Source organism: Niabella aurantiaca DSM 17617, from assembly GCF_000374125.1.
GTDB lineage: Bacteria > Bacteroidota > Bacteroidia > Chitinophagales > Chitinophagaceae > Niabella > Niabella aurantiaca.
The window spans coordinates 1,100,927-1,127,585 of the sequence record NZ_KB893625.1 but is presented as its reverse complement, the minus strand read 5'-3'; the positions used below and the strand labels follow the sequence as shown (position 1 = coordinate 1,127,585).

The following is a 26,659-nucleotide window of genomic DNA, read 5'->3' as shown; positions in this document are numbered from 1 at the left end:
GGTGTTACAACACTGCTGATTCCCCGGCAAACGGACGGCTATATCCGGCGGGATTTATTTTTTTAACGCTTCTTTTCCGGCTTCAACACCAGCTTTTGCAGCATTACCGATCTTTTCAGCTCCTTCTTTTACAGCATTGATACCTTCCTGCGCCTTTTCCCTGGCCTTGCTTCCCAGTTCCACAGAGCGGTCTTTTACCTTGCCGGCTACATTTTTCAGGTCGGCTTTTAAAGAATCACCCAGGCTTCTTAACGAGCTGTCGGCATCTTTACCCGCAGCAGCAATGCTGTCGGAAACCGCCCTTGTAGTACTATCCGTAACTTTTGTAATCGAATCGGAGGATAAAGAGTCCTTGTTCGCCTCCGTGCCGCTCCCCGAGTTGAGGTCGCAGGAAGCCATAAACAACATCATTCCCAAAGCGGTCAATTTCAATCCATTTTTCATAACGATCTTATTTTTTTATGATTCCGTTATACCCGGAAAGTAACCCGCTCAAATTGTTATTTTTTTCGGAAAAACAGCCGCACGGAAACACCGCTGAAATCAAAATGCTTGCGCAGCTGATTTTCCAGATAGTTCCGGTACGGAGTTTTCACATCATCCGGGAAATTACAGAAGAATGCAAAAGAAGGAACCACCGTAGGCAGCTGGGTCACAAATTTTATTTTGATGGCATGACCTCTCACCACCGGTGCATGATGCGCCTCCACGGCTTTCAGCATGACCTCATTCAGTTTATTTGTAGGGATCCTGCGCTGCCGGTTCTGGTACACTTCCAGTGCCGTTTCAATGGCTTTATAGATCCTTGTTTTTTCCATGGCCGACACAAACAGGATCGGCACATCGCTAAACGGAGCCAGCCGTTTCTTTAACTGGTCTTCATATTCCTTGGCCGTATTGGTTTTCTTGTCCTGCACAAGATCCCATTTATTTACCAGCAATACAATGCCTTTTCCTTTTTTGGCCGCAAGGCTGAAGATGTTCAGGTCCTGTGCGGTGATCCCTTTTTCGGCGTCCAGCAGCAATAAACAAACATCAGCCTCGTCCATGGCTTTGATAGCACGGATGACCGAATAAAATTCCAGGTCCTCGTGTACTTTTGCTTTCCGGCGGATCCCGGCCGTATCGATCAGCACAAACTCTTTCTGGAACAGGTTATAGTGGGTATGGATGGTGTCCCGCGTGGTTCCTGCAACATTGCTCACAATGGTGCGCTCCTCTCCGATCAACGCGTTCAGCAGGGATGATTTGCCCACATTGGGCTGGCCGATGATGGCAAATTTCGGAAGTCCCGCAATATGCTCGTCGATGCCGGCATCCTCCGTCATCAGGTCCGTAACCGCATCCAATAGCTCTCCTGTTCCACTGCCGCTGGCAGACGCTATGAAGAATACCTGGTCAAAGCCCATGCTGTAAAATTCGCTGGCTTCCAGCAGGCGCTCATTGTTGTCTACCTTATTAATGACCAGGAAAACCGGCTTGGTACTCCTGCGCAACACTTTGGCCATAGAGTCGTCCAGATCGGTAATGCCGGTAGCCGCATCCGTCATAAAGAGGATTACGTTGGCCTCCTCCACCGCTACCAAAACCTGTTTTGCGATCTCTTTTTCAAAAACATCATCGCTGCCATGCACAAAGCCCCCGGTGTCGATCACGTTAAACGTCTTACCGTTCCATTCACTAATGCCGTATTGCCGGTCCCGCGTTACGCCACTCACGTCATCAACGATCGCTTTCTTTTGCTCCAGCAAGCGGTTAAAGAGCGTGCTCTTCCCCACATTAGGCCTTCCTACAATTGCTACGGTAAAACTCATTTGAAATGTAAAATATAAAATGTAAAATAATAAATGTAAAGGGGGAGCACCGGAATCTTAACAATGTGGAAATGTGAAAATGAAACATCGAGCACGAAACCGGATTCAACCTGAAACTTTAAACGTGAAACGTTGAACTCTATACCGCATCCGTCCTGTTCTCAATCTCGCTTTTAATCCCCTCAATAAATTCCTCAACAGATTTTATACCGGCGTCGCCTTTGCCCTGACGGCGGATAGCCACTTTACCATCGTTCACTTCCTTTTCACCGATCACCAGCATATAGGGGATCTTCATCAATTCTGTGTCGCGGATCTTTTTCCCGATCTTTTCATTGCGTTCATCAATTTCCGAACGAATGCCCGCCCTGCGTAATGCGCGGTACACGTCTTTGGTGTATGCGGCAAACTTGTCGCTGATGGGAAGGATCTTTACCTGCACGGGGGCCAGCCATACCGGGAATTTTCCGGCATAGTGCTCCAGCAGGAACCCGATAAACCGCTCATGGGTGCCCAGCGGTGCCCGGTGAATGATCAGGGGTACATCATGCCCGTTGTCTGCAGTGGTATACTGCAGATTGAACCTCCGGCCCTGGGCAAAATCTACCTGGTTGGTGGCCAGGGTGAACTCGCGGCCGATGGCGCTCCAGATCTGCACGTCGATCTTCGGCCCGTAAAAAGCACCCTCTCCCTTTACTTCCACAAAGGGGATATTGGATTCTACCAGCACTTTCCTTACCAATGCTTCGGTTTCGAGCCACAGCTCCGGTTCGTTGATGTATTTCTGTCCCAGCTTTTCCGGATCGTGCAAGGACAACCGCATCACATAACGATCGATCCCAAAGATCTTAAAGTACTTCAGGTACATATCATTTACGGCACGGAACTCATCACCAAACTGTTCTTTGTTGCAATAGATATGCGCATCATTCATATGCAGACAACGCACGCGCATCAGTCCGAATAATTCGCCGCTCTGCTCATAGCGGTAACAGGTACCGTATTCGGCCAGGCGCAGCGGAAGATCCTTGTAACTCTTGGGCTCTGCTGCAAATATCTTATGGTGATGCGGACAGTTCATCGATTTCAGATAGTATTTCTGTCCGTCAACCTCCATCGGCGGGTACATGCTGTCCTGGTAATAAGGCAGGTGACCGCTGGTCAGGTACATGCTTTCCTTGGCAATATGCGGTGTTACCACCCGCTTATAATCGGCGGCATCCTCGGTTTCTTTTGCCAGCTTTTCCAGCTCCTCAATGATAATCGTGCCATTGGGCATCCACAGCGGCAGACCCTGGCCCACATCATCATCCATGGTAAAAATACCCAGTTCCTTGCCCAGTTTCCGGTGATCCCGCTTCTTCGCTTCTTCCAGCATCTGCAGGTATTCGTCCAGCTCTTTTTGATTGGGAAAGCTGATGCCGTAAACACGGGTCAGCATTTTATTTTTTTCGTCGCCCTTCCAGTAAGCGCCGGCCACACTGGTAAGCTTGATGGCCTTGATGATGCCGGTAGCGGGTATATGCGGGCCGCGGCACAGGTCCGTAAAATTCCCCTGTGTATAAAAGGTAATGTTCCCGTCTTCCAGGTTGGTAAGCAGGTCCAGCTTGTATTCATCGCCTTTTTCAGCAAAGTATTGTACCGCCTCGTTCTTCGGAACATCTTTACGGAGGTAAGGGTTATTCTGTTTGGCGAGTTCATTCATTTTCTTTTCCAGGGCCGCCAGATCCTCTTCGGAGAGCTTACGGTCGCCCAGGTCCATATCATAATAAAAGCCTCCTGAGTCTAACGGAGGGCCCACCCAGAACTTAACTCCCGGGAAAGCGGCTTCCACTGCCTCGGCCATCAGGTGCGCGGTCGAATGCCAGAATGTCTTTTTACCATCGGTATCACTCCAGGTCAGTAAAACCACAGCACTGTCTTCGTTGATCGGGCGCGTAGCGTCCCAGACCGCTCCGTTCACTGTTGCAGCAATTACCTTTCTTGCCAGTCCTTCTGAAATGGACTTCGCGATATCCAGCGCGGTAACGCCGGCCTCGTACGCACGCCTGGCCCCGTCGGGAAATGTAATATTGATCATATTCACTAAAATTCAATAAAATAAGGTTGCAAAATTAGCAAACTATTGGCAGTGTGCAAAGAGATATAATACCGGGCATTTTTTCTGCCATGTTTTTCCGAGCCGGCAACCGGACTACCTCAAAAAACGGATGCCGGAGCGCAGCCTGGTTGGTATAAAAAACGGTGATTTATGGAAAAAGCCACTCTTTGCGCCCGGGAGCCATAACATAAAGCTTACAGAATCAGTCTTTTTGGCACGGTTTTGCCGGCTGTATTCATAAATAACACTTTATATATGAAACATTTATTTTTTGCAGGGGTCCTGTTCATTGCGGGAGCACAGGGAGCAGCCGCTCAAACCGGTTGGAATATCGGCGACCGTGCCGCATTTGGACATAGCTGGACGGTGGGCAATAAACCGGAGGATGCCAAGCGCCAGTTCCATCCTACTTTTGAATTGGGCCGCACCGCTACTTATAACTTTACCGACGTTGCCGGTGTCGGTTTCGGTACCTTTTTCAGCAGCCAGGGTGCCACTTTTAAAGATGAAGATACCGACAACCGCCTGATCGCGAGGGCCAATTATATAAAGGTCCCCGTTTTTGCCAGTTTCAATTTTGGCAGTGCGGAGCAGCGGGTACGCCCGCGTTTGACCATTGGCCCATCGGTACAGTTCCTGGTAGGCGGTAAGTCTTTTCTGAAAACAGAAGAGGATGCGTTTGCCGGACTATATACCACTAAGGCCATGAACACCAAAATAGATGTGGGCGGCAATGCGTCACTGGGACTGAATATACGGGTATTTGATGGTTTTTACCTGAACCATGAGATCAATTATTATCATGGATTCATCGAACAAAAACCCAATAATTCCGATGAAGCTCCATCCTTTACCAACCGTAACCTGACCATGAGCCTGGGCATGCAGATCAATTCCGCCGCCATGAAAAAATGGAAAGGGAAAATGATGAAGATGCATCACCATAAAAGATAGGGGGGCTGTGTTTTACAGCGGCGATCTGCCGGCCGCAAGCGGTCAGCAGATCGCCGTTTTTTTCAGGTTCATTTTTAAGCCCCGGAAACAGCAGCCCTAGCAGCTGGTTGCGGATACCCAGTGAGCAAAAGGTTCTGATACATTTTCAGCGCTTTTCGTACAGCTTGTCACAAATTTGTGAAAAGTTGTGTTGTGAAATTTGAGAAATTTTACAAACTGATCTTTCACATTACTTCTTATTTCCCCCATTCACGACCATATTGTAAATGAACATAGCCAACACTGCATGCGCTATCTCATTTTAAGAACAGACCGGTAGTTTCGTATGCGTACATTGCCGGATCTTCTGCTAATCATGGAACCATTCACCCGGAAACACGGTATCTTTAAGTCAAAAAGGATCATCCATGTTTAAAAGCCTGCTTTTTGTTTTTTTATCTGCCTGCAGTTTAGGAGCAACCTCTCAAAACCTGGAGATCATCGCCAGCGAAAGGCCCACGAACCTCCGGGGGATCGGGGGGGTTAAGAATACCATTTGGGTCAGCGGCAGCAACGGGTACATTGGCCGCTCCACAGATGCGGGAAGAACCTGGGAATGGAAGCAGGTACCTGGTTTCGAGACCAATGATTTCAGGGACATAGCAGTACTGGATACGAACACTGCCCTGGTAATGGCCATCGCCAGCCCGGCCTATATCCTTAAAACCACCGACGGAGGCAACTCCTGGAAGACCGTATATGAAAACCGGGACACAGCCATGTTTTTAGATGCGATGATCTTTGCCGGTCAGAAGAAAGGCTATGTGATCGGAGATCCGGTGCTTGGCAAAATCTTTATAGCACAAACAACTGATGCCGGAAATACCTGGATGCCCCGGCCCGGTCCCACCGCCCTGCCGGGGGAGGCTTTTTTTGCGGCCAGCGGTACCAACCTCACGGTTACAGGAACAAAAGTCCTGATGGCAAGCGGGGGATCCACATCCCGGCTTTTTGATAATGGTAACACTATCCGGCTCCCGCTGATGCAGGGTACCGCCAGCACCGGCGCCAACAGCATTGCAGCCATGGGCTCCCTGCTGATGATCGCAGGCGGCGATTTCCAGAATCCCAACCGCAGCGACAGTGTGCTGCTAATCAGCAAAGACAGCGGTAACACCTTCCGGCAGCCGGAAAATGGCCCCAGGGGTTACCGGAGCGCCGTAGCACCACTGAACCAACGCATTTGGGTAACCTGCGGACTGAACGGGGTGGATATAACTACAGATGGAGGTAAGAACTGGAGACCCGTTTCCGGCCAACCGTTCAATTCCATTTATATTGACCGGGCAACAAAAACGGCTTATCTGTCCGGCCCTAAGGGAACCATTGCCCGTTTTGCAAGATCTGAAAATTGAGCCATCAACATTGCACCTCTCACCCGCTAACAAATGAAATGTCAAAAGCAGCGGCAGGCCGGGCTCCAAATACTAAATACCAAACACCGGCAACATCTCACCTGTTGCTCCTACCCTGGCGAATCACATGAGCCATAAAAATATCTGACATAATCAGTAAGTTTGAGGCCGGAATCCAATAATGGTCTCCGGCGTGTTGATATCCGGCAAAAAAAGTTACTATGCAAGCAGACCCAAACCCTGAATATGTAACCAGGTTTAAGAAGGCTATTTCAGATTACTATACCATATCCGAAAATACCTTTGCCTTGCTGGAACAGTTTATTCAATTCAGGAAATTTAAAAAAGATGACATATTGCTCCACAGCGGCCGGTTGGGCAATGATATTCACTTTATATGCAAAGGCGCGTTGAGGTCCTATTTTATCGACAAAGCGGGAAATACCTGGAACAAATACATCTACCTGGAAAATGATTTTGCCAGCACACGGTTTTCACTCATTTTGAGAGTGCCAACCGAGTATATGTTACAAGCTATTGAAGATACCGTGAGCCTCTGCTTACCTTATCTGAAGACCAAGGCGGCGGTCAGTAGAAATGATGAGCTGAAAAACCTCTATATTGCTTACCTGGAACAAAAATGGATTGTAGACAATGAGCAAAGGGAGATCTCATTGCTTACGGAAACGGCAACCGAACGCTATTTAAAACTCCTTCAGGCACATCCGGGCATTGAAAAAAGGATCCCGCTACAGTATATTGCCTCTCACCTGAGTATCACCCCCACGCAACTAAGCCGCATACGCAAAGAACTGGGAACGATTTAAATATTTTCGTCCCGCTCAACATATGTAGAGTGGCACCCGGATACGGTTTGGTATTTTTGACACATCAGACAAGCAGAGATACAGTCAAAAATCAATTTAAACAATGGGAAAAGAAACCTTCCTTAAACAGCGTCAGGCATAAAGTTCATCCCCTGAATAGTAGCGGTTGATACACTGTTTTCAAAGCGATTAATTTTTAAATACACACAATATGGAAACAACATTACGTGGTTTAACAACCCTGAGTTTTTATGCTGCTGATCTGGAAGCTGCAACCCAATGGTACACCGGGTTTCTAAAGATAGCGCCCTATTTTAAAGTGCCTGGTTATGTTGAATTTAGAATTGGAGACTATCAGCATGAGCTGGGCATTATTGACAGCAAATATGCTCCTGATGGAGCTACCGGCAATCCCGGAGGGGCCGTCGTTTACTGGCATGTTGATAATCTACAGGAGACACTCGACAAACTTCTGTCATTGGGAGCAACGCTCTATCAACCTATAAATGATAGAAGCGGCGGCAAGGGAGCGTTCGTAACCGCATCCGTTGTTGATCCTTTTGGAAATATTCTCGGTATTATGACAAACATTCATTATCTGGACATTCTTACCAGCAACAAACCGGGTCTACACTAATGGAAATCAAAGACGGAAAAAAAGTCGTTTTGACGAAGAACAGGACCGAATGGAGAAATTGGCTGTTGGCCAACCACGACAAAGAAAGTTCAGTATGGCTTGTGCTGTATCATAAAGGAAGTTCAACGCCATCCGTTGAGATAGCTGAAGCTATGGAAGAAGCCTTATGTTTTGGGTGGATAGACAGCAAAGCAAAAAAAAGGGACAAGGAAAGTTTCTACCTGACTTTTTCGCAACGAAAGCCTCAAAGCAATTGGAGCAACATTAACAAAGAGCGGGCGGATAGAATGATAAAACTTGGCCTGATGACCCAAAGCGGGCAACGGCTGATAGACCTGGCAAAGAAAACAGGAACCTGGGATGCATTGACGGATGTTCAAAACCTGGTTGTACCCGCAGATTTGCAGGAGTTGTTTAACCAGAACCGTTCGGCTTTCGGGCATTTTGAAAAATTTTCACCCTCTTCAAAAAGAGTCATCCTCGAATGGATACAAAATGCAAAGAAACCTGAAACCCGCCAGCGTAGGATAGTCGAAACCGTAAGGCTTGCAGCGGAAAACCGGAAAGCAAATCACAGCCGGCAATAATGAGCAATCAGTTCAAAAAGCAACCACCCCAGGCCTCTTCAAGCAAATCAGGGAAGACAAAGAACACCACCGGAGAAAGTGTAAATCTTACAAACCAAATCCAGAATTCCGTAACAGTCGCCGGTGCATGTTGGCATATTTTTGCTTATCAAAATTTATTTTGTAAACCTGATAAAACAAAAAAAGTGGACTCAAAAACACATCACCATGAGCATGCATACCCGACCAGCCAGTCATCGACAGTAAAAATGAAGATGCTAACGGCCACCGACACTATCCATATCGGAGAAAATGCACGACTGCTATTCCGGCCAGTAGACGCGCAGCGACCGGAGTTGCATTTGCCGCTGAGCGTGCAGCACGAAACTGTTTTTCATTTAATCGTTGTAAACAGCTCTCTGATGGTTTTTCAGCACCTGCATCAGGAAGCGGACGGACACGGCAATTATACGGTATTTCCCCAGGCAGGTATGTACCGTATGTGGGTACAATTTAAAACCGGTGAAGTATTGCACACGGCACGTTTTACACTGCATGTGAATAAGGCGCCATCCCCGGTGCATCAGCATCACGCACATCATCCTTGATAAATTTCACCTAACCATTCGCAGCGATGAACACAAAAGATCATGACTTTACGGTGTATCCGTCCATCGGCCTTTCCAGCTTTTTTGCGGGCAGGGTGCCCAATTTCTGAGGCTGGCGAGGCGTAAATTACGTGTTGCTGCTGCTGTCTGCAGTGTTTATTGCAATTACTTTAAGATGGTTTGCATACAGGAAAGCAAAAACGAATTTAGCAAAACAGTAGAGAAGCGTTTGCGTTGTTTGGTTAGCCGTTAAAAATAGTGCTCCAAAGAGCCAATGATTTTCATTTCAACGGGAATCCGGTCAGCTTTCTGCCGATGCTTGCAGGTTTTCGACCAGGTGATTATGTTCTATCCCCCATTTGTCAATAAGGGTTATAATGGGCAGCAGGCTCATCCCCAATCCGGTCAAACGGTACTCCACCCTGAGCGGCAGGCCGGGATAAACCGTCTTTGTTACAATGCCCGTTTCTTCAAGCTCACGGAGTTGCATATTGATGACGCGAGGGCTTGCTTCGTCAATAGCGCGATGCAACTCGCTGGGGCGTTTCATACCCTTGTTAATACCATCTAATATACAGGTCTTCCATTTTCCTCCAAGCACCTTCATGGTAACCACGATACCACAATCCAGGTCTTCCGGAATTTTCCGATTATACTTCATTATGCGCGTTTCGGCGAATTTAATAATTTTCAAAATCCCTCGGGGAATAATTATTCCCTGGGTGAATCCTTCTTCCCGTATTGCACCGCAGGTTGGTGCAATCTACATTTGCATAAATAAAACACAAAGACAAAATGGAAACAAGTAAAAATCAAATCAGTGTTATCGGTCTTGGCCCTATGGGCATAAAAATTGCGCAGCTCTATCTGCAAAAAGGGTTTGAAGTTACCGTGTTCAACCGGACAGCAGCAAAAGCACGACAACTGGTACAAGAAGGCGCCAAACTCGTCGAAACGCTACACGAGGCCGTTGAAGCCAGCCCATTGAGCATTGTCATCGTGCACAACTATGCCATAGCAACGGCACTTTTTGCCGCGGTCGAAACGGAAACAGTGTTGAATGGCAAGATCATTGTACAGTTGACAACCGGTACGGCACAGGAGGCACGCCAAAGTGAAGCCTGGTTCAGGAATAAACAGGCATATTACCTGGATGGGGCTATACAGGTGGCGCCGGAACAGATGGCACAGCCCGATACCACCATATTGTTTTCGGGCGATACGGAAAAATATGCAGCAATTGAAGACACCCTAAAAATTTTGGGCGGAAACTTGAAATACCTTGGCAAAAATATTGCCGCTGCTGCCGCCCTTGATACAGCTACGCTTTCCTATATCTATGGAGCGGCCATCGGTTTCTTTCATGGCGCACTCATCGCTGAATCTGAGAACTTTGACGTAGAGGAATATGGTAATATTATTGCTGAAATAGCACCCGGTATGGGCGAGTTTCTGAAACACGAGGGTGCCGTAATCAGTAGCGGTGATTTTAGGATATCGCAAAGCCCGCTCGCCATTTCCGTTAGCGCTGCAGAAAGAATCCTGTCCACTGCAAAGCTAAGCGGCATCAACAGTGAGTTTCCCCAATTTGCGGCAAACTGGCTCAAAAGGGCAAAAGAAGCAGGTTACGAACAGGAGGAATTTGCAGCATTGATCAAAACATTGCGGAGTCCGGCATAACGCGGGCAGAGTTATCAGGACCAGGAATTCAGCATCCCGCCTAGGCCTTCAGCTTTCAGTTATCAGACTGTTTGCGATCGTTACTCCATGAATAAATTTCTACTGAGCGATTACAACGGTATCCGGTATTCAGCATCCAAATACGAAATACCAGGGTCCCCGAATTTTCTGTGGAAGTCGGAAACCCATGAGCAATAAGCATCGAGAACCAAATCCTCAACAGTTCACTTCTCACCTACTGATAAGCGACACGTGAAAAGCGGCGGCTCCCCGGGATCCCGCGATGCCTTTTGCTTCAAAAAAAAACAGGGGCCGGTTGCCCGGCCCCTTCATCAAAACATAATCGAAAATGCTGTGCTGGTTATTTTTTAATATCGTCCACGACCTCCCTGGTCTTATCTCCTACTTTCTTTGCACCTTTTTTAATGGCTTCGCCGGTCTTTTGCGCGGCATCTTTTGTAGCCTCCACGCCTTTTTCCACACCTTCTTTTGTAGCGTCAGCCGCTCTTTGGGTGGCATCCCTGGTGGCTTCTGCCCCTTTTGACACCCCCTCCTTGGTTTTGTCCCATGCGTTGTCTATGGCATTACCGGTACGGTCAAAAAAGCCGCCGGACTTATTCACATACTCTCCTTCCTGCAGTACCACAACTTTTCCGTCCTTGCTCTTTACCGTTCCATCGGGGGTAATGATGATGCCGTTGTCCAGCTTGATCTCTTTATCGGCAGCCACCCAGCTTCCGTTGGTGTACACATACACTTTTCCTTCTTTCAGGATCACATCGCCATCCGTGTATTGAACGGCAGTTGGAGCGACAACCGCATTGGTATCTACAGTAACTACAGCTGTTCCCGTAGAATCGGCGGCGCTTTCCGGCGACCGGGTTTCAGAACTGTTGCAAGCAGCCAGCAGCGCCATGCTCAGGGCCAGGCCTAATGTTTGTTTCATCATTTTAGTTATTTTCTAAGGATTAATAAATACAGCTTTAAACAAATATATTGTCAGCAATGATCATGAATACAAAAAAACGGCCCGAAATTCATCCGGACCGTTTGTATTATTCAATCATTAATAGCCATTACGTTGACGTTCTTTTTTATCCACAATGGCACCCACACCTGCACCGGTTGCCGCGCCGATCACACCACCAACCACACCGCCTCCCAAACGGTTCTTTTTGTTTGCCACTGCACCGATGATCGCACCGGAAGCTGCACCTACGATTGCGCCTTTAGCCGTGTGGCTCATTCTTTTTTTCTGGGGAGCCGGTGCCGGAGCCTCGGTTGTTCCTGCAGAGCCGGAAGAATAATCGCCGTTTCCACCACTGTTATAAGTGGTACCCCGGCTGCCACTGCTTCTTGAACTGCTTCTCGCAGAGGAAGAACGTGCGGGGGCCGCCGCGGCCGGAGCCACTTCAGCCTGCTGTTCCTGCTCCAGGCGGTTGCGCACTTCATTTTCCATTTTCCATTTCTGATACTCGGCCAGTCCTAAGGTATCCTGCACGGGAATAGCGCCGGTACTGTCTTCTTTCTTGGTATTGCGGCAGGCTACGGCCAGTAACATTACTGCAATCACTGCAAAAGGTATAATTCTCTTCATCATAATAGATACGTTTTAAGTCCGAATTAAAAATCTATTTTAGTATATACATAAAACTGTGCCAAACTATGATAACAAGACCAAAAAAGTATACTCAAATAACTAACACTGCGTGTTTTAGCTCATGTTCCGGCCTTAAGACCGTTTTCCCGGGCCATTAGCGGCACCGTTCCCCGTTAATCATTTGTTAACCGGGCATCAGCAATAAAAAGCCCCGCCCCGGAAAACCGGGGCGGGGCTGAACGAATATGGATAATATATATAGTTATTTTTTCTTTTGCGGATATGATCTACGCGATCATTTTTTCTTTACGTCTTTTTACCTGGTTTACTAAAGAATCGAAAGCATTTTCAAACGACTCTTCAAAAGATTTGCTGGTGGTTTTTACAAAGAAACTATGCCGGGGCACCTGTACCCTGATCTCTACTATCTTATCTTTAATATTGTGTACGATGTTGTCTAACTTCAGATAGACATCCGTACCAATGATGCGATCGTGAAATGTAGCTAATTTGTCCATTTTGTGGTTGATTGACTCAATCAACTTCCTGTCTGCGTTAAAATTAACCGTTTGAATGTTCACATTCATGATAGTTGAATTTAAAAGTGAATAATCGATATTTTTCCTATTTCAAAGATCTGATGCTCTTTAGCCTAAAGTTAATCAAAAAAGATATCGATTCCCAAAATTAAATGCTAATTTTTGGGAGAATTTCTCCCCTTTTTTGCACCGCTTTTTTAGCGCGCCTTAGGATGCGCTTTCCGGTACACGTCTTTCAGTTTTTCTATGGAATTATGGGTGTAAACCTGGGTAGCGGCGAGGCTTGCATGCCCCAGCAGATCTTTTACCGCTTTTATTTCTGCCCCGTTATTCATGAGGTGTGTGGCAAAGCTGTGCCGCAGCACATGCGGGCTCTTTTTATCCAGTGTGGCAACGGCCGACAGGTGCTTCTTCACCAGCAGGTAGGCATATTTGGGATAGAGCTTTTTCCCTTTTTCCGTTACCAGCAACTCACCGGGCAGATCTGCAAACTGTTTTCGTTTCAGCTCGTTATACTCCTGTATTGAGGCGACCAGTACCAGGTCCAGGGGCAGCACCCGTTCTTTGTTGCCCTTTCCCAATACCTTAACCTGTTTCCGGCTCAGATCCACCTGGTCCGTTTTCAGCTGGATCAGCTCGCTCAAACGCATTCCCGTGCCATAAAAGAGCTGGATCAGCATTTTCGCATTCAGGCTCTTCCAATCCTCGGTAGCCCGCGTAAGCGTTTCGTTCAGTGTTTTCATATCCTGCTCGTTCACAAAAGAAGGCAGGCGTTTACTTGTTTTTGGCGCTATGATCCGGAACATGGGGTTCTCCCCGATCGTGCCCACTTTGATATGGTACTTAAAGAACGACTTCAGGGTAGAGATCTTGCGGTTAACGCTCCGGGCGGTAAGCCCTTGTTCCATCAGGTCTGCCAGCCAGCTCCGGATATACAGGTAGGATATTTCCCCGATGGGCGCATCCCCGTAAACCGGCGTGATATAATCTGAAAATGCACGCAGATCGGTCGAATAGGCCGTTACCGTGTGCCGGGAGTATCTTTTTTCAAACTTCAGATAGCTGATAAAGGGTTCAATATGGTCTGATAACCGTTCCGGCATAAAAAAAACCTCAAGTAAGTACTTGAGGTTACAATATTATATAAAATATCAACTATTTTATAATTCTATTTTACCGCTGGCGATCTGCTGCTTGTAAATTGCTTTTAAACGCTGTCCGCGGCTCTTCACCGATGGTTTTGTAAAATGCTGACGTTCACGCAATTGCAACAAAGTTTTCGACTTTTCGAATTTCTTTTTGTACTTCTTTAAAGCCTTATCAATGTTTTCGCAGTCTTTAGAATCAATAATTAACATAAAATATTTTTATACCTCCTTTGGTCATTTTTTAGGATTGCAAAGATAGGGGAAAAATATAAAATACCAAATTTCAAATCCTAAATCCCGAATTTTCAATTTCTTCCCGGAAATTTGGCGCATGTTTACAGGAATTATTGAGGCAACCGGAACCGTGGTTTCGCGTCATGAAGAAGGTACCAATCTTACTTATTGGATCGAAAGTGCGGTTTCCGCGGAGCTGAAGGAAGACCAGAGCGTGAGCCATAATGGTGTTTGCCTTACTGTGGAAGCCATTGCCCGGAACAGGCACCAGGTAACTGCGGTGGCAGAAACCCTGGCGGTAAGCAACCTGAGCAACTGGCAACCGGGAACCACGGTAAACCTGGAGCGGTGCATGATCCTGAATGACCGCCTGGATGGTCATATTGTACAGGGGCATGTGGACGGAACAGCCGTTTGCCAGGCGGTTGTTCCAAAAGACGGAAGCACGGAGTTTACGTTTGCGTTCGACCAAAAATTTGCTCCCCTGGTGATCGAAAAGGGGTCCATCAGCCTCAACGGCATCAGCCTCACTGTTTTTAATATTACCGATACCCGCTTTACAGTAGCCATCATCCCCTATACCCTTGCCCATACCAATATGGGGCAGCTGCAAACGGGCGATACGGTGAACCTGGAGTTTGACGTGATCGGGAAATATATTTTGAGGAGCAGGGAGCTGGAAAAAAACATGCTGCAATGAGGGGTACAGCAGAACATGACACCAAGCCCGTAACAAAAAGTACTACCGCCATCCTGGTCCTCTGCTGGCTTGGAGTTCAGGCAGGGTTATGGATCCAGTACGGAATCCGCACCGACTTCGAAGCGGTCAAATACATCCATGAAGCTCATACCTTTTTAAAAACAGGTAGCTTCAGCTCACCCAATTTCTGGTTTTACAGCTTAGAAATATTCCTTATTGCATTCTGCATTCAACTTAAATTAGGATTTGGCACCGTCGTTTTTATACATTTACTGGTAAATGCACTCGCCTGTTCTTTGTTCTACAGGTTTACCATTTCCGTTGCTGATAAAAAAACAGCTTTTATCACTACCGCCCTTCTGCTGATCTGTATCCCGTTCCATCAATATAATGTAGCCCTGCAAACGGAGTCGTTGTTCCATAGCCTTATTGTACTGTACACGGTCTATCTGTTAAAGCAGCGCCGTATTACATTTAAAACACTCGCCATTATTGTAGGGTTCCTCCTGCTACTAATGCTTACCCGTCCCTCCGGCCTGTTGCTGATCCCTCCAACGCTTGTTTATTTGATCTCAAAACTGAACCGGGGCAGCAACCGTTTTGTGCTGTCAGCCGCCGTCATTGCGCTGTTCATTACAGGCTGGCTGATCCTTGACCGGGCCATGGGAAGCGGAGGAGAGCTGGATTTTATGCTTCCCTTTAAGGAAAATATGATCATTTGCGGTGTACCGGTACACCACACTGCGCCCAATCTGAGTGATAACCCAAACTCCCTAGGCGGTATTCTTTATTATATCACGCACAATTTTTCACAGTTTGCACCCCTTGCGCTCAACAGAACAATCGCATTTTTCGGGGTCTACCGAAGCTACTTTAGTCCGGTGCACAACGGGCTGCTCATGGGCTTCTTTTTTTTATTATACCCGCTCGCGGCTATGGGAATATACAGCTGGTTCAAAATGAACAGAGGGCTCCTCCGCTTTTGCATCGTTGCGGTCATTTCCGTCTGGTGCAGTGTGATCTTAACCTGCGACGACTGGCATAACCGGTTCGTGGTTACGATTGTGCCGCACCTACTGATATTGGCAATACCCTTCATCAGCAAGGTGGTGAGCCGCTTTGTTAAAAAAGAACAACGGAATCTTTCAAAAACGGAATACGCTGATGATACCCCGCATTAAGAAGATACCTGAAGAGGTTTACCCCACTACGGGGAAACGGGATCTCCCGGTTCCCATTGGGTAACCGGATCGCGCAAAGATTGTCAAATGCAAGTGGTGGTGTATTCTTATCATTTTTAAGCTCCCTGAAACCATGGTCGCTCATGATGACCACAATCGCAGAAGGGTTTGTTTCCACAACCCGGCGGGCCACATTAAGGATCTGCTTATTGCTGTATTTTAAATAGGAAAGATAGCGTCCTTTATCGATCTTAACCGCCGGGCTTAAAAGATCGATACCTTCATTCGGCCGGCCAAGACTATCATAAAAATAAGGATGATGCGGAAGAAAGAAATGACCATATATCAGCCGGGGCTTTCCCACCTGCGGATTTAATGATGCCAATACTTTTTCTTCAACGGTTTCATTATAATGCCGGATATCGCCATAATATATATTCTGAAAAAACTTTACCGCGTGCCGTCCGGTTACAAACCACCAACCCAGGTCCTTTATGACCCGGTTATGCAGCATTTTATCCACGATCAAGCGGTTGGAATTGAGTATAAAGCTATTTACAGATAATGGCTTATTCCCCGTTACGGTAAAAACAGAATAGCTGCGGACCTCGTAGCCCAATGATTTAAAAATATCAAAAACCCTTGCCTCCTGGATCTCCTTATACCGATCCTGGATCACCGCCGTGGTCACCGGCCTGGCAACATCGCCATCTTTCACATAATCCATATTAAAGATCGATGCCATCGAAAAGGGCGTTTTGTTATAGTTGGAAAACGTTGAACCCACCGAAAAGCCCAGATGCGATAACCGGTCATAGAACAGATCATTTTTAAAACCAAAACTATCCCTGAGCGTTTTGTAGCCCGCATATTCGTCATACAACAGAAAATAAACATCCGGCTTATCTGACACAGACATTTCATTTACCGGAACTTTTTCAAAGCTGGTCACCTGTTTTTTGCTATTAAAAGAATGTCCCAGACAACTTGCCAGATCAATAACAACCAATACAAAAAAGAGTAAATTAAAATAGCGCGTAAGTTTGATAAGAAGCGGTTTCCTGCTACGGATAAAAAAGAAAAAGATGATGAGCAACAGCAGGAACAGCGGCAACAGGAACGTATAGCTGCCGGACAGCGTTCCGGCTAACGCGTCTTTAATGGCCCCAAAGAACAAATAGAATACCCCTCCTATTGAAGTTAAAAGAGCCGCGGACAGCAGATCCTTTAAGAGGATCCTGAGCACAACGGCGAAGATTACAAACGACAGGACAACCTGAAAATTCAGGAGCAGGATGTCGCCGAAGGAGATGAAATCAAAATTTTCTGCCCATCCATGCAAACAAAAGAACACCGGAATGAGCAAAAGATGAAAAGGCTTATCCCGGTATTTTGTCATGTCTTTTAAAAATAAAAAGTTCCCGGATACTGCCTCTAAGCGGATGTCTGTCCACCAATGTAAAATAGGCTTCGAACTCCCTGAGGAATGCCGCTGCCGTATAATCTCCAAAAATGTCCCTGCGGTTTTGCAATAATAATTTCACCTTCTCATCCTCTTTGGGAACAAATTCGATCACCAGGTGTTGCGAGATCTTCGCCAGCCAGGATGCAATCTTTTGAAAAGGCAGGTTTCCGGATATAGCCAGATGATGGATCAGCGCCAGGGCGATGACAACGTCGCTTTTAATTCGCTCCGTAAGGCCGGAGCGCTCTTCACCACTCCACCCGATTGCCGGCGTGGGATGGTTGATCGCGCTCAAAACAGGCGTAATATTCCTTATCTGATGCTGTTGAATACGCCGGTACAGGTCATTGACACAGGAATGATCTGCATCCAATGCAATGATCCTGCAATCCTGCTCTTGCAGGAGCAGGCTGAACTGTCCTGTATTACATCCGAGATCCAACAGAGAGGATGGTTTTAATGACTGCAGCGTCTGCAGCACCCGTTCTTTTTTATAGCTATAATACTCCTCTGTATGACAATCATCGTAATAACGTCGCCAGGCAGACGCTCCTTCCTCCCGCTTCCGGTTAAGAGATGCCGTGTATTGTTTCAATCCATTCAATAATGTCAGCAGCCGGCCCTCAGACATATTTTCCTCCCTGCCTGGTCCGCCTTTGTATTTTGTACTGATCTTGCTTTGCAACCAAATATGCAAGTAGGTATGAAGATTCCAAAAGGCCTTCCGGGGTAGCATTTTCCTCACCAGGCTTAAAGGGATCCCGTCCGGGTACAGCTGAAACAATTTACCAAGCTCCGGGGCCACATACTTCATTATCAATAAGGGAGCTAAAAATCCTTCGCAATACTGCCTGTAAGCAACCCAGGGAGTACCCGGCGTGTATCTTTCAAAGGAAAGCGTATCTATAAAAACAGGTTTTCCCTTGTCAAACTGGATATTAAAAGGGGTCGCGTCCTTTAATAGCATTCCTTTTTTTAATGCTTCCATCGCTGTTTCCAGAGTGCGCAGCGCTGCATCCTTCCACATATCAAAACTCCACTCATAAGGGTACGTTATCACTGTTAACTGCCTGGGGCGCAAAAACCTTCCAGGCAGCGCCCTTTCACGGAATATTTCGTCTGCCTCCTCATGCTCTATTAAAAGCCCTTTTTGAACCAGGGTTCCATACAACCCGCTTTCCATAAAGAAGCGGTACGTATCCATATACTCAGGAGAGAGATACCTGTAATAATTATTATTGTGGACAAAAACAAATCCGCTGCTATCCCGGTAGGAAGCGGGCACCCTTTGAAGCTCAAGCATAGTATGTCACCTGCGGGTTATTGATCACTTTCATTTTCATTCTTACTATCTTTCTTTGTAAAGATGCTTTTGACCCGTTGCCAAATATCCTTAAAGAAAAACAATCCGCTTAAAACTGCTGCAACGATCATTTGCACAAGATAACTGCCACTTCCGGGATCGATATAAAGAAAACTATTATCCATGTTGCTTACCTCATTAAATACATTTTGCCGTAGCCTTTATTGAAATACTTATCCGTATTGTCGTCCTTTGCCCTGTATTTATCCAGCGATTTCCCATGCAGATTGGTGATCACACGATAGAGGTACACGCCGTTGGCCAGCTTTTGTCCATATTGATCGGTACCATCCCACCGGTACTCTGTAATATTCCTTCCAATGCGCAACGGGCCCAGCTCCTGGCTGGTGATCTCTCTTACGATCTTACCGGTGATCGTCAGGATCTGGATCCGCAGGTTCTGAGGCACTTCGGACCCCGTCAGCGTAAAAACAAAGGCGGTAGCCGTAGTAAACGGGTTGGGATAATTGAGCATATTGGAGATCATGGGCTTGTTGATCACCTGGAATCCTACCCGGTACTGCACCTGGCCTGCTTCATTCCCGCTCTGATCCTTTGCAGAAACCAGCAGCTCATAGTCGCCGTCTTCCATATGCGGCCTGAAATTCATCGTGGCGGCATTCTCATCGCCATTGGATGGCGGGGTAAACTTAAGGGTATCCGTACCCACTTTATAATTATAGGTAATATTCCGGTTCTTGTTGATCAATTGTACACGGATCAGGTCAGGGTTATCCAGCAGCAGCCATTTGGCGTCATCCGTCAGCTTTACCAGAATATCCGGTTTGGCGGAAACAATGTCCCGATTCAAAATATGGATCCCGTCAAAAGTTACGTCCATATAGGGACTGGTCGTATCTCCGCGTACAAGAAACTCTTTGTACAGGAAATTATTAAAATGATATTGTTCCGGCTGGGCGCCAACCGGGTTGAATTCAACAAAAAGCGTGTTCTTTCCGGGTAATTGTTTCAGATTTACCGGAACCGTTAATTTAATGGTATCGCCGGCCACAAGCGCTTTTTGATCGGGCACCGCCACCAGCGTTTCTGCGTTATTCTGATTCCGGATCGATAGCTTTACCTTGATACTGTCGAAATTAAACGCGCTTACATTTTTAAATACCACACCTACATTTAAAGGTTCCCCGGCATCGATCGTATCCTTTACAGAAAGATACAGGTTCGGAGCTATGGCCCCCTCCGGCCCCGGCGTATAAAACAGCCGCCAGTACCGGAATTGGTACGGGGTATAGGAAACGGCATCTTTATTTTCCAGGCTTAGCTTCAGGTAGGGGAATTGTACGGCGTTGATCGAAGACAGGTCTACCTCCTGTTTGGCCAGATCCAGGTTCTGAAGCGGTGTTTCTGACCCGTTCTCACTCACGCCGGTCAGTGTAATGGCAGGGATGTCGCTGCCGGACTCCAGTTCATTGCCGTTCCATTGCAATTTTTTCCATGCTTTGGCAGGGCCGAATACAGGGCTGGTCATATAGCCCAGCGAATCCGGCCCGTAAGGATTGACCTTCTGTTCGATCTTATCGGAGATCCCCTCGCTAAAGGTGGTTGCCGGGGTAAAGGACGGGTCGTTCTTTTTATATGTGAAAATAAATGCACGTGGCCGGTAAAATGAATCGATCGTTGCGAAGCCCTGGGCTTTTAATTTGTGGTAAATCGTATTCCCTTCACCAAAAGCTGCAGCATCATTTTTCCAGGTATCGGCATAGGTATTGGAAGATGAGTCATCTCCTGAAATATTCCTGAACACCACCACATAGCCATCGGGGATCGAATCCAGGAACTGGGCTGCACTTTTTCGCTTGTTGGCATCCAGTATATTGTACTGGAAGTTCCATTTCCGGTTATCGCCACATACGGGATCGCTGCCAAACCGCCCCGGCTGCCCTGCCTCGGCATTTACCCAGGGCGTCATGCTGTTGGGCTCGAATACATTGAAGATAATCCCGGATACGCCGCAAACACTGCGTATATAATCCCGGCCATCAACCGTAACCGCATTATCACTGGCGGTTGCGCCGGCTGTGGGAAATACTGCGGCCTTGATCACGAGCTCGTGCTTTACCTCCCTGAAATTTGTTTTACGGGTGGCAGAATCAATGCTCATCCGGTCAAAAGTATTGTCCAGCAGCTGATGTACATGCGACTGGTTAAACCCAACCTGGTCGCCCTGTATATAAATAAATGAAGCGGTATTCCAGTGGGGCTGCTCACCGTTGTCCGGCTTGCTGGCCACCCGCCAGAAATATACCGTGTTGTTCTTTAAGCTTGCTCCCGGAGTAAATTCCACTACTCCGCCGGATGAAACCTGAGTGCGTGCTATTTTAAAGGGGGAGCTGAATAAGGCCGTTGTATCCATCTCCATCAGATAGGTGCGCGTGGTAGCAAGCGGGTTCGCCGTGGAAGCCGCCAGCGTTACGTTGGGTTGATTCACGATCGCATAGGTATATGGATAAACGGGGCGGATTTCATCTTCAAAGATGAACACATCTTTTACGGTACTGTTGTTCCCCTCATTGAGCTCTTCAATTGTGTTTTCCGGGTCAATGGTGATCGTGATCCTGTTCTGCCCCTTGTCCTTAACGGGATCTATCGGCAACGAGTAATTTAAGGAATCCAGATACCGGACGGGGTCCAGCGTATCTTTTCTGAAAACCTTCACAGACTGATCCGGGAATGTTCTTTTGAGCTCAACCACTACTTTTTCATTTACCGCTTTCCCCAGATTATTGATGTTTACCTTAACTGCAAAATTTGTTTCGGCCACCGAAATAAAGTTTGGTGCAATGCTCACGGAAGCGTCCTCAATGGCATAATCCGGCTTATCAGGCTGATACAAGCGGATCGCCGGATCGCCGTTGAGCGTGTATTCTTCGCACTGAGCCCGCTGCAGCAAGGCACTCTCGCCTTCCGGCCGTTTGTACACTTCCGCGATCGTATTGGTCATCAATTCTCCGATCGTTTTGCCGTAATCTCTTCCCGACAAAATAGAATAGAGCTGCGTATTGTACACATCCAACGTAGAAATATAGCCCACGCTGGTGCCGGCCATCATGCCGATGCATCCCCTGTCCTTCGCCAAAACATATTTTTCGGAAACCGTCTCAATATCGGAAAGCCGCGACGGCGTGTAGCCAAAGATATCCCCTACATTGCACCCCATCATATTGAATAGCGGGTACTTTCCGGCATTGGAATAGTTACCCGGATCTTCCATATTAAACCCAAGCGATGTTGCCGAGGAATGGCCAAAATAGGTAAGCAGGTTTGCCCCGGAATTTATGTGACTGGCCAGCCGCTCGGAAACCTGCTGTTGCAACACATTGGAGCTGTTCTTTACAAAGGTTTCTACGACAGCGCCGGAAAACCCGCCCTCGATGATCTTTTGATGTTGTCGGAGATCGCCTTCCAGGAGGTCCTGTGTAGCCTGATCATTGGCACCAACGATATGGATGGCCGTTTTTTTCCATGCGCTTTCACTGATGCCCGGAGAAGTTGTTGCCAGTTGCTGTTCGTACTGTTTTACCTTCTCCAGGTACACCGCAACCTCGTTGCCGTTAACCACGGACAGCCGCCCGATGGGCGTGAGCGGTTGGGAGCTGCTTCCCTCGGCGGCCAGCAGCACATCTGATGAAGGGTACCCAAAGGTGGGAACCAGGTTGAGCTGTGCCAGTTGCGGGGCCAGCTCATATGATGGATAGAGTCTTGACGACACATAGGAAACCCCCTTCCCGATCAAAAATACCTGCCTGGGCTGTGATGAGAACCTGGTCCGGGCGAATCTCAAAAAGTTCCGTACCAATGAGGGGTGGTAATCGATGCCATAGGCAAACTGATCTGCCAGCTGGTCTACAAGATAGATCTTCGCATTATATCCGCCACCGGCAGCCGAAGCACGATAGCTGCGATAATCGTTTACCGGCTGGGATCCGTTGCTGCCGGACAGCAGGGCGCGGTTCGTGATCATCAGGTAATCTCCCTGGTTCTGCGCAGCATTGTAATTAACAAAAGTGCGGGGCTCCAGTGCCGGCACCTGTCGCATATTTGCCGGAGCCCGGCTTACCAGTACCAGCTCCTGAGCCTGGGTAGTGGCCGGTAAAAATACCTTTAAAAGTGTGGGGTTGGAATCATCAACTGTATAGCGCCGGCCATTGGCCCGGTCGTATAAAACGGGGGCACCTCCGGAAAAACTGAAATTGGAGATCTCCAGGTAATACCCCGAGCCGCGGGCGGGCAGGCTGAATGCGAAATTTGCGGCGCCGCCAAAATCAAACTTCCGCGCATACGTCACCGCCAGCGAGGCCAGCCGGATCCGGCTGGGAACCGTAGCTACATCGGTTACTGAAAAAGCTTCAGCCCCCCCGGAGAGAATGCCGGCCGGCAGCGTTTTTGACAGTTTTGAGTATCCGAAATTAAACAGGGACTGGTCAAAGACCAGGGTTCCGTTCACCGTTAACTGCGCTTTCTTTGTTGCAATATTGGCGCCCACCACGTTCATCTGGATCGTCACCGCCGGCGCACCTGCACCGGTATAGGCATAAAGATGCTGCTGGAACGTTTTGGATTGTCCTTCGTTTATGTCTGCAGAAGTCCAGCCTTCGCCTTCTTCGATGGAGGCCACATATAAGGTACCCAGCCCTGAGCCTTCGGCCTTACCCAGGTGAATCTGCTCGCTAAAACCCGTATCCGCCCGGTACATAAAATAGGGCTCGGGCGTTGCACCTACCGGCAGCGTGTTGGGCGTGTTTATGAGTCGCCTGTTGCCACCTGCCGGGTTCACGGTTAAAAAATAGGCCGCAGAATCGGTAAACAGGCTTTTGGCATCCGAAAGCTGCTGATCGGGCATCCGGTACAATATATTGTCGGCCTTTCCATCGTTCTTCTGCCCCCAAAATTCGATATAGCCCCCGGAGCCCAGCGCGCCTGAGGCCACCGATGTATAAACAGGTATTTCTTCTCCATTATGCCATAACTGAAAATGGGATGCATCCACCCCGCCCAGGTTAACGGCGGCCAGTGCTGCAGACGGAATACGGTACAAACCGTTTGCCGCTATTTTGAATTTATAATACGTTTTATTGTAATCGATCCATTCGTTGCCGAACTGTTGCGCGCCCGCTGCCACGGAAAAGATCAATAGTGCTATCGTAAGCAGTTTTTTCATTCTCGCCACGTATTAATTATCGTTTCGTTTCCTCCGGAAATCCATTTTAAGGGAGAAAACATGCGTAAACAGCGGGTTCGACTGGTTTGCCAGGTTGGTAAATGCGTAATCGATCATGAGCGACTGGATGCGGAAACCCACCCCCACGCTTGGCTGAAAGATCCATACCTTTTTCTGGTTCAGGGTATCACCGTCGGCAAGCCCTTTCTGAAAATTATTGACCCCACCCCGTATAAAGACCACATCCTTATAATTGTATTCCAGCCCCAGTTTGGGATCGACGCTCACAGGATCGCCACTGACCACCGTATTCCTTCTTCCATCAAAAGTGAGGTCGAGATTCGCCTCGGCTAATACCCCGGATCTTTTACCGACCGGAAACACACGGGCACCACCCAGGATCAGGCGCGGGGACGTCATTTCGGTAGATTTTACAGGGATCTCATTCCGGGCAAGATATAAAGCTTCTTTTTCCTCCTCTGTAAAATTAAAGGCCCAGCTATTGAACGTAGTGGTGATATCCCGGCCTACGATGCCGAACCGCCATTTATCCTGCATGATCTGCAACCCTGCATCCAGGCCAAATCCCCAGGCCTTGGCAAAACTCCCAACGCTGCGATGGATCACTTTGGCATTTACGCCAAAATTGATGTTTTTCTTTTCCGTCTGTTTGAGGTTCTGTGCATAGGACAACAGGAACCCGTAATCTGCCGATGAAAAAGACTTAATATTGTTATAGTTCAGTGACCCGTCCGGTTCCACCAGGAACAGGGTATTCATGATATCATCTACGGCAAAGCGCAATGCCGTGATCCCCAATGTCCGTTTGGAGCTGGTTGTAGGCAATGTTACATTCAGGTAATCGTATTTACCGATACCTGCAAAATATTCGGCATGCATCAGGTTCACCTGAACGTTCTCCTGAACATTTACCAGCCCGGCAGGGTTCCAGTACCCGGCGGTTCCGTCAGTAACACTGGCTACCTGGGCACTTCCCATACCCAACCCCCGTGCACCCGCGCCAATATTCAGGAATTCATTGGAATACTTCCGAAACTGGGCTCCTGAAACGAGGGCGACCAGTAAAAACAGCAGTAAAAAGCATGATCTCAATGCTTTCATTCTATCAGATTAAGTTTAGGGTCTACAATTTTCCGATAAGTACAATTATTCTCAACGAAATTAGGCATAAAGCATTTACAAACATAGCTTTTTAGATCAGTTCTGTCATTTATTCGCCCAAGTATCTAAAACCATACCCCAACATTCGCTCTTATAGCACGGATGGCCTACCTTTGCACCTCATTATTAAAGAGCTATAGAATTATGAGCATAATATCAGAATTGAGATGGAGGGGCATGATCCAGGACATCATACCGGGCACCGAAGCACAACTGGAAAAGGAAATGACCACCGGCTATATCGGGTTTGACCCTACTGCCACCAGCCTGCATATCGGAAGCCTGGTGCCTATTCTGTTATTGGTGCATCTCCAAAGAGCCGGACACCGTCCGGTAGCCCTCGTTGGAGGCGCCACCGGTATGATCGGCGACCCCAGCGGCAAAAGTGAGGAAAGGAACCTGCTCAACGAGGAAACACTGGCAGCAAATGTTGCGGGGATCCGGCATCAGCTGGAAAAATACCTTGATTTCTCTCCTTCGAACCCCAATGCCGCCGTCATGGTAAATAACTACGACTGGTTTAAAGACATCCGTTTCCTGGAGTTCCTGAGAGATGCCGGAAAGCATATTACGGTGAACTACATGATGGCGAAGGACAGCGTAAAGAAACGCTTTGAGGGCGAAGTGGGCATCAGCTATACCGAATTTGCTTATCAGCTGATGCAGGGCTACGATTTTTATCATTTATATACCACGGCTGACGTAAAACTGCAGATGGGGGGCAGCGACCAGTGGGGAAACATTACCACCGGCACCGAGTTCATCCGCCGCAAGGCGGGTAAGGAGGCCTTTGCCTTTACCTGTCCGCTGATCCGGAAGGCCGATGGCACCAAGTTTGGGAAAACCGAAAAAGGCAACGTATGGCTGGACCCGGAAAAGACGACGCCGTACCAGTTCTACCAGTTCTGGCTCAACACCAGCGATGAAGATGCGGCATCCTGGATAAAGATATTCACGTTCCTCGAAGAGCCTGCCATTAAGGAGCTGATCAGCGGGCATCAGCAAAATCCTGCTGATCGCCTCCTTCAAAAAGCGCTGGCCAGGGAGATTACCTGCTTTGTACATGGAATACCGGAATATGAAAAAGCCGTTGCCACTACGGAAAAGTTGTTTGCCAATCAAAACAAGCCGGCATCTGAAATGAGCATCGAAGACCTCGAAGGCCTGGAAGGCGTTGTAAAAGCCGGTATCCCCGGGACTGCATTGGAGGCGGGCATGGATATTGTTTCCCTCCTGGCAGAAACAGGCGTGGCTTCCAGCAAAGGCGAAGCCCGGAAGCTGATCCAGGGCGGAGGCATCAGCTTGAACCGCGAAAAAGTGAGCGATGCGCAGCTGCTGGTAACCGGCGCTCACCTGCTGCACAACCGCTATATCCTGCTACAAAAAGGAAAGAAAAACTATTACCTGGCGGAGGTAGAGGAAGGAATATCAAATATTAAATAAGAAATGTAAAATGTAGAAATAGTGATTTTCGCCGGCAATGAGGC

General features: G+C 47.8%; 23 protein-coding genes. 10 read left to right on the top strand and 13 right to left on the bottom strand.

Annotated elements, in window-relative coordinates; translation table 11 throughout:
* Window positions 1-54 precede the first annotated feature (54 nt).
* The 3 genes from B160_RS0104890 to thrS all read right to left on the bottom strand — a co-directional run bounded on the left by B160_RS0104890 (window position 55) and on the right by thrS (window position 3,894).
* Window positions 55-444: a hypothetical protein gene (locus tag B160_RS0104890; protein WP_018626762.1), complete on the bottom strand. Its 390-nt coding sequence runs from the start codon at window positions 442-444 to the stop codon at window positions 55-57.
* Window positions 445-500: 56 nt separating this feature from the next.
* Complete coding sequence (der, locus tag B160_RS0104885; protein WP_018626761.1) at window positions 501-1,814, bottom strand: ribosome biogenesis GTPase Der; 1,314 nt, start codon at window positions 1,812-1,814, stop codon at window positions 501-503.
* Between the two features lie 139 nt (window positions 1,815-1,953).
* Entirely contained in the window at window positions 1,954-3,894 is a 1,941-nt protein-coding gene (gene thrS / locus B160_RS0104880; RefSeq protein WP_018626760.1) for a threonine--tRNA ligase, read from the bottom strand.
* A gap of 276 nt (window positions 3,895-4,170) precedes the next feature.
* Between thrS and B160_RS0104870 the strand changes: the two genes are divergently transcribed.
* The 6 genes from B160_RS0104870 to B160_RS0104835 all read left to right on the top strand — a co-directional run bounded on the left by B160_RS0104870 (window position 4,171) and on the right by B160_RS0104835 (window position 8,901).
* Window positions 4,171-4,869: an outer membrane beta-barrel protein gene (locus B160_RS0104870; protein WP_018626758.1), complete on the top strand. Its 699-nt coding sequence runs from the start codon at window positions 4,171-4,173 to the stop codon at window positions 4,867-4,869.
* 407 nt (window positions 4,870-5,276) lie between these two features.
* Window positions 5,277-6,263 carry a WD40/YVTN/BNR-like repeat-containing protein gene (locus B160_RS0104855; RefSeq protein WP_018626755.1) on the top strand — a complete coding sequence of 329 codons (987 nt, stop codon included), beginning with the start codon at window positions 5,277-5,279 and terminating at the stop codon, window positions 6,261-6,263.
* A gap of 221 nt (window positions 6,264-6,484) precedes the next feature.
* Window positions 6,485-7,090, top strand: coding sequence for a Crp/Fnr family transcriptional regulator (locus B160_RS0104850; protein ID WP_018626754.1), 606 nt, complete (start codon window positions 6,485-6,487; stop codon window positions 7,088-7,090).
* Between the two features lie 211 nt (window positions 7,091-7,301).
* Window positions 7,302-7,727 (top strand): VOC family protein, encoded by a 426-nt coding sequence (locus tag B160_RS0104845; protein WP_018626753.1) that lies wholly within the window; start codon window positions 7,302-7,304, stop codon window positions 7,725-7,727.
* Entirely contained in the window at window positions 7,727-8,314 is a 588-nt protein-coding gene (locus tag B160_RS0104840) for a YdeI/OmpD-associated family protein (RefSeq protein WP_018626752.1), read from the top strand. The genes B160_RS0104845 and B160_RS0104840 overlap by 1 nt, the downstream gene beginning before the upstream one ends.
* The gene (locus B160_RS0104835) at window positions 8,314-8,901 is read left to right on the top strand and encodes a hypothetical protein (protein ID WP_018626751.1); all 588 of its coding nucleotides are present in this window, start codon (window positions 8,314-8,316) and stop codon (window positions 8,899-8,901) included. Before B160_RS0104840 ends, B160_RS0104835 begins: the two co-directional genes overlap by 1 nt.
* Window positions 8,902-9,202: 301 nt before the next feature.
* Here B160_RS0104835 and B160_RS0104825 read toward each other — a convergent pair whose 3' ends face one another.
* On the bottom strand, window positions 9,203-9,562 hold the full coding sequence (locus tag B160_RS0104825) for a winged helix-turn-helix transcriptional regulator (protein WP_018626750.1): 360 nt from the start codon (window positions 9,560-9,562) through the stop codon (window positions 9,203-9,205).
* Window positions 9,563-9,696: 134 nt separating this feature from the next.
* Between B160_RS0104825 and B160_RS0104820 the strand changes: the two genes are divergently transcribed.
* On the top strand, window positions 9,697-10,581 hold the full coding sequence (locus B160_RS0104820; RefSeq protein WP_018626749.1) for an NAD(P)-dependent oxidoreductase: 885 nt from the start codon (window positions 9,697-9,699) through the stop codon (window positions 10,579-10,581).
* 361 nt (window positions 10,582-10,942) lie between these two features.
* On the opposite strand, the gene B160_RS30440 is transcribed toward B160_RS0104820, so the two are convergent.
* The 5 genes from B160_RS30440 to rpsU all read right to left on the bottom strand — a co-directional run bounded on the left by B160_RS30440 (window position 10,943) and on the right by rpsU (window position 14,078).
* A complete protein-coding gene (locus tag B160_RS30440) occupies window positions 10,943-11,530 on the bottom strand; it encodes a DUF6799 domain-containing protein (protein ID WP_018626747.1) in 588 nt (195 codons plus the stop codon).
* A gap of 117 nt (window positions 11,531-11,647) precedes the next feature.
* Window positions 11,648-12,181 carry a YMGG-like glycine zipper-containing protein gene (locus tag B160_RS30435; RefSeq protein WP_018626746.1) on the bottom strand — a complete coding sequence of 178 codons (534 nt, stop codon included), beginning with the start codon at window positions 12,179-12,181 and terminating at the stop codon, window positions 11,648-11,650.
* 287 nt (window positions 12,182-12,468) lie between these two features.
* Window positions 12,469-12,768 (bottom strand): HPF/RaiA family ribosome-associated protein, encoded by a 300-nt coding sequence (locus tag B160_RS0104800; RefSeq protein ID WP_018626745.1) that lies wholly within the window; start codon window positions 12,766-12,768, stop codon window positions 12,469-12,471.
* Between the two features lie 149 nt (window positions 12,769-12,917).
* The gene (locus tag B160_RS0104795; protein WP_018626744.1) at window positions 12,918-13,823 is read right to left on the bottom strand and encodes a tyrosine-type recombinase/integrase; all 906 of its coding nucleotides are present in this window, start codon (window positions 13,821-13,823) and stop codon (window positions 12,918-12,920) included.
* A gap of 57 nt (window positions 13,824-13,880) precedes the next feature.
* Complete coding sequence (rpsU, locus tag B160_RS0104790) at window positions 13,881-14,078, bottom strand: 30S ribosomal protein S21 (RefSeq protein WP_018626743.1); 198 nt, start codon at window positions 14,076-14,078, stop codon at window positions 13,881-13,883.
* A 121-nt stretch (window positions 14,079-14,199) separates the two neighbouring features.
* On the opposite strand from rpsU, the gene B160_RS0104785 reads away from it, so the two are divergent.
* Window positions 14,200-14,802, top strand: coding sequence for a riboflavin synthase (locus B160_RS0104785; RefSeq protein WP_018626742.1), 603 nt, complete (start codon window positions 14,200-14,202; stop codon window positions 14,800-14,802).
* The gene (locus tag B160_RS0104780; protein WP_018626741.1) at window positions 14,799-15,983 is read left to right on the top strand and encodes a hypothetical protein; all 1,185 of its coding nucleotides are present in this window, start codon (window positions 14,799-14,801) and stop codon (window positions 15,981-15,983) included. Before B160_RS0104785 ends, B160_RS0104780 begins: the two co-directional genes overlap by 4 nt.
* On the opposite strand, the gene B160_RS0104775 is transcribed toward B160_RS0104780, so the two are convergent.
* The 4 genes from B160_RS0104775 to B160_RS0104755 form a co-directional block, all read right to left on the bottom strand.
* Complete coding sequence (locus B160_RS0104775; protein WP_018626740.1) at window positions 15,925-17,382, bottom strand: sulfatase-like hydrolase/transferase; 1,458 nt, start codon at window positions 17,380-17,382, stop codon at window positions 15,925-15,927. The two genes, B160_RS0104780 and B160_RS0104775, sit on opposite strands and share 59 nt — an antisense overlap.
* Window positions 17,363-18,751: a class I SAM-dependent methyltransferase gene (locus B160_RS0104770; protein ID WP_018626739.1), complete on the bottom strand. Its 1,389-nt coding sequence runs from the start codon at window positions 18,749-18,751 to the stop codon at window positions 17,363-17,365. Before B160_RS0104770 ends, B160_RS0104775 begins: the two co-directional genes overlap by 20 nt.
* A gap of 190 nt (window positions 18,752-18,941) precedes the next feature.
* The gene (porU2, locus tag B160_RS0104760; RefSeq protein WP_018626737.1) at window positions 18,942-23,990 is read right to left on the bottom strand and encodes a putative type IX secretion system sortase PorU2; all 5,049 of its coding nucleotides are present in this window, start codon (window positions 23,988-23,990) and stop codon (window positions 18,942-18,944) included.
* A 12-nt stretch (window positions 23,991-24,002) separates the two neighbouring features.
* Window positions 24,003-25,112, bottom strand: coding sequence for a putative type IX sorting system protein PorV2 (locus B160_RS0104755; protein ID WP_018626736.1), 1,110 nt, complete (start codon window positions 25,110-25,112; stop codon window positions 24,003-24,005).
* A gap of 204 nt (window positions 25,113-25,316) precedes the next feature.
* Between B160_RS0104755 and tyrS the strand changes: the two genes are divergently transcribed.
* Window positions 25,317-26,615 (top strand): tyrosine--tRNA ligase, encoded by a 1,299-nt coding sequence (gene tyrS, locus B160_RS0104750; protein ID WP_018626735.1) that lies wholly within the window; start codon window positions 25,317-25,319, stop codon window positions 26,613-26,615.
* The last annotated feature ends 44 nt before the right edge of the window (window positions 26,616-26,659 follow it).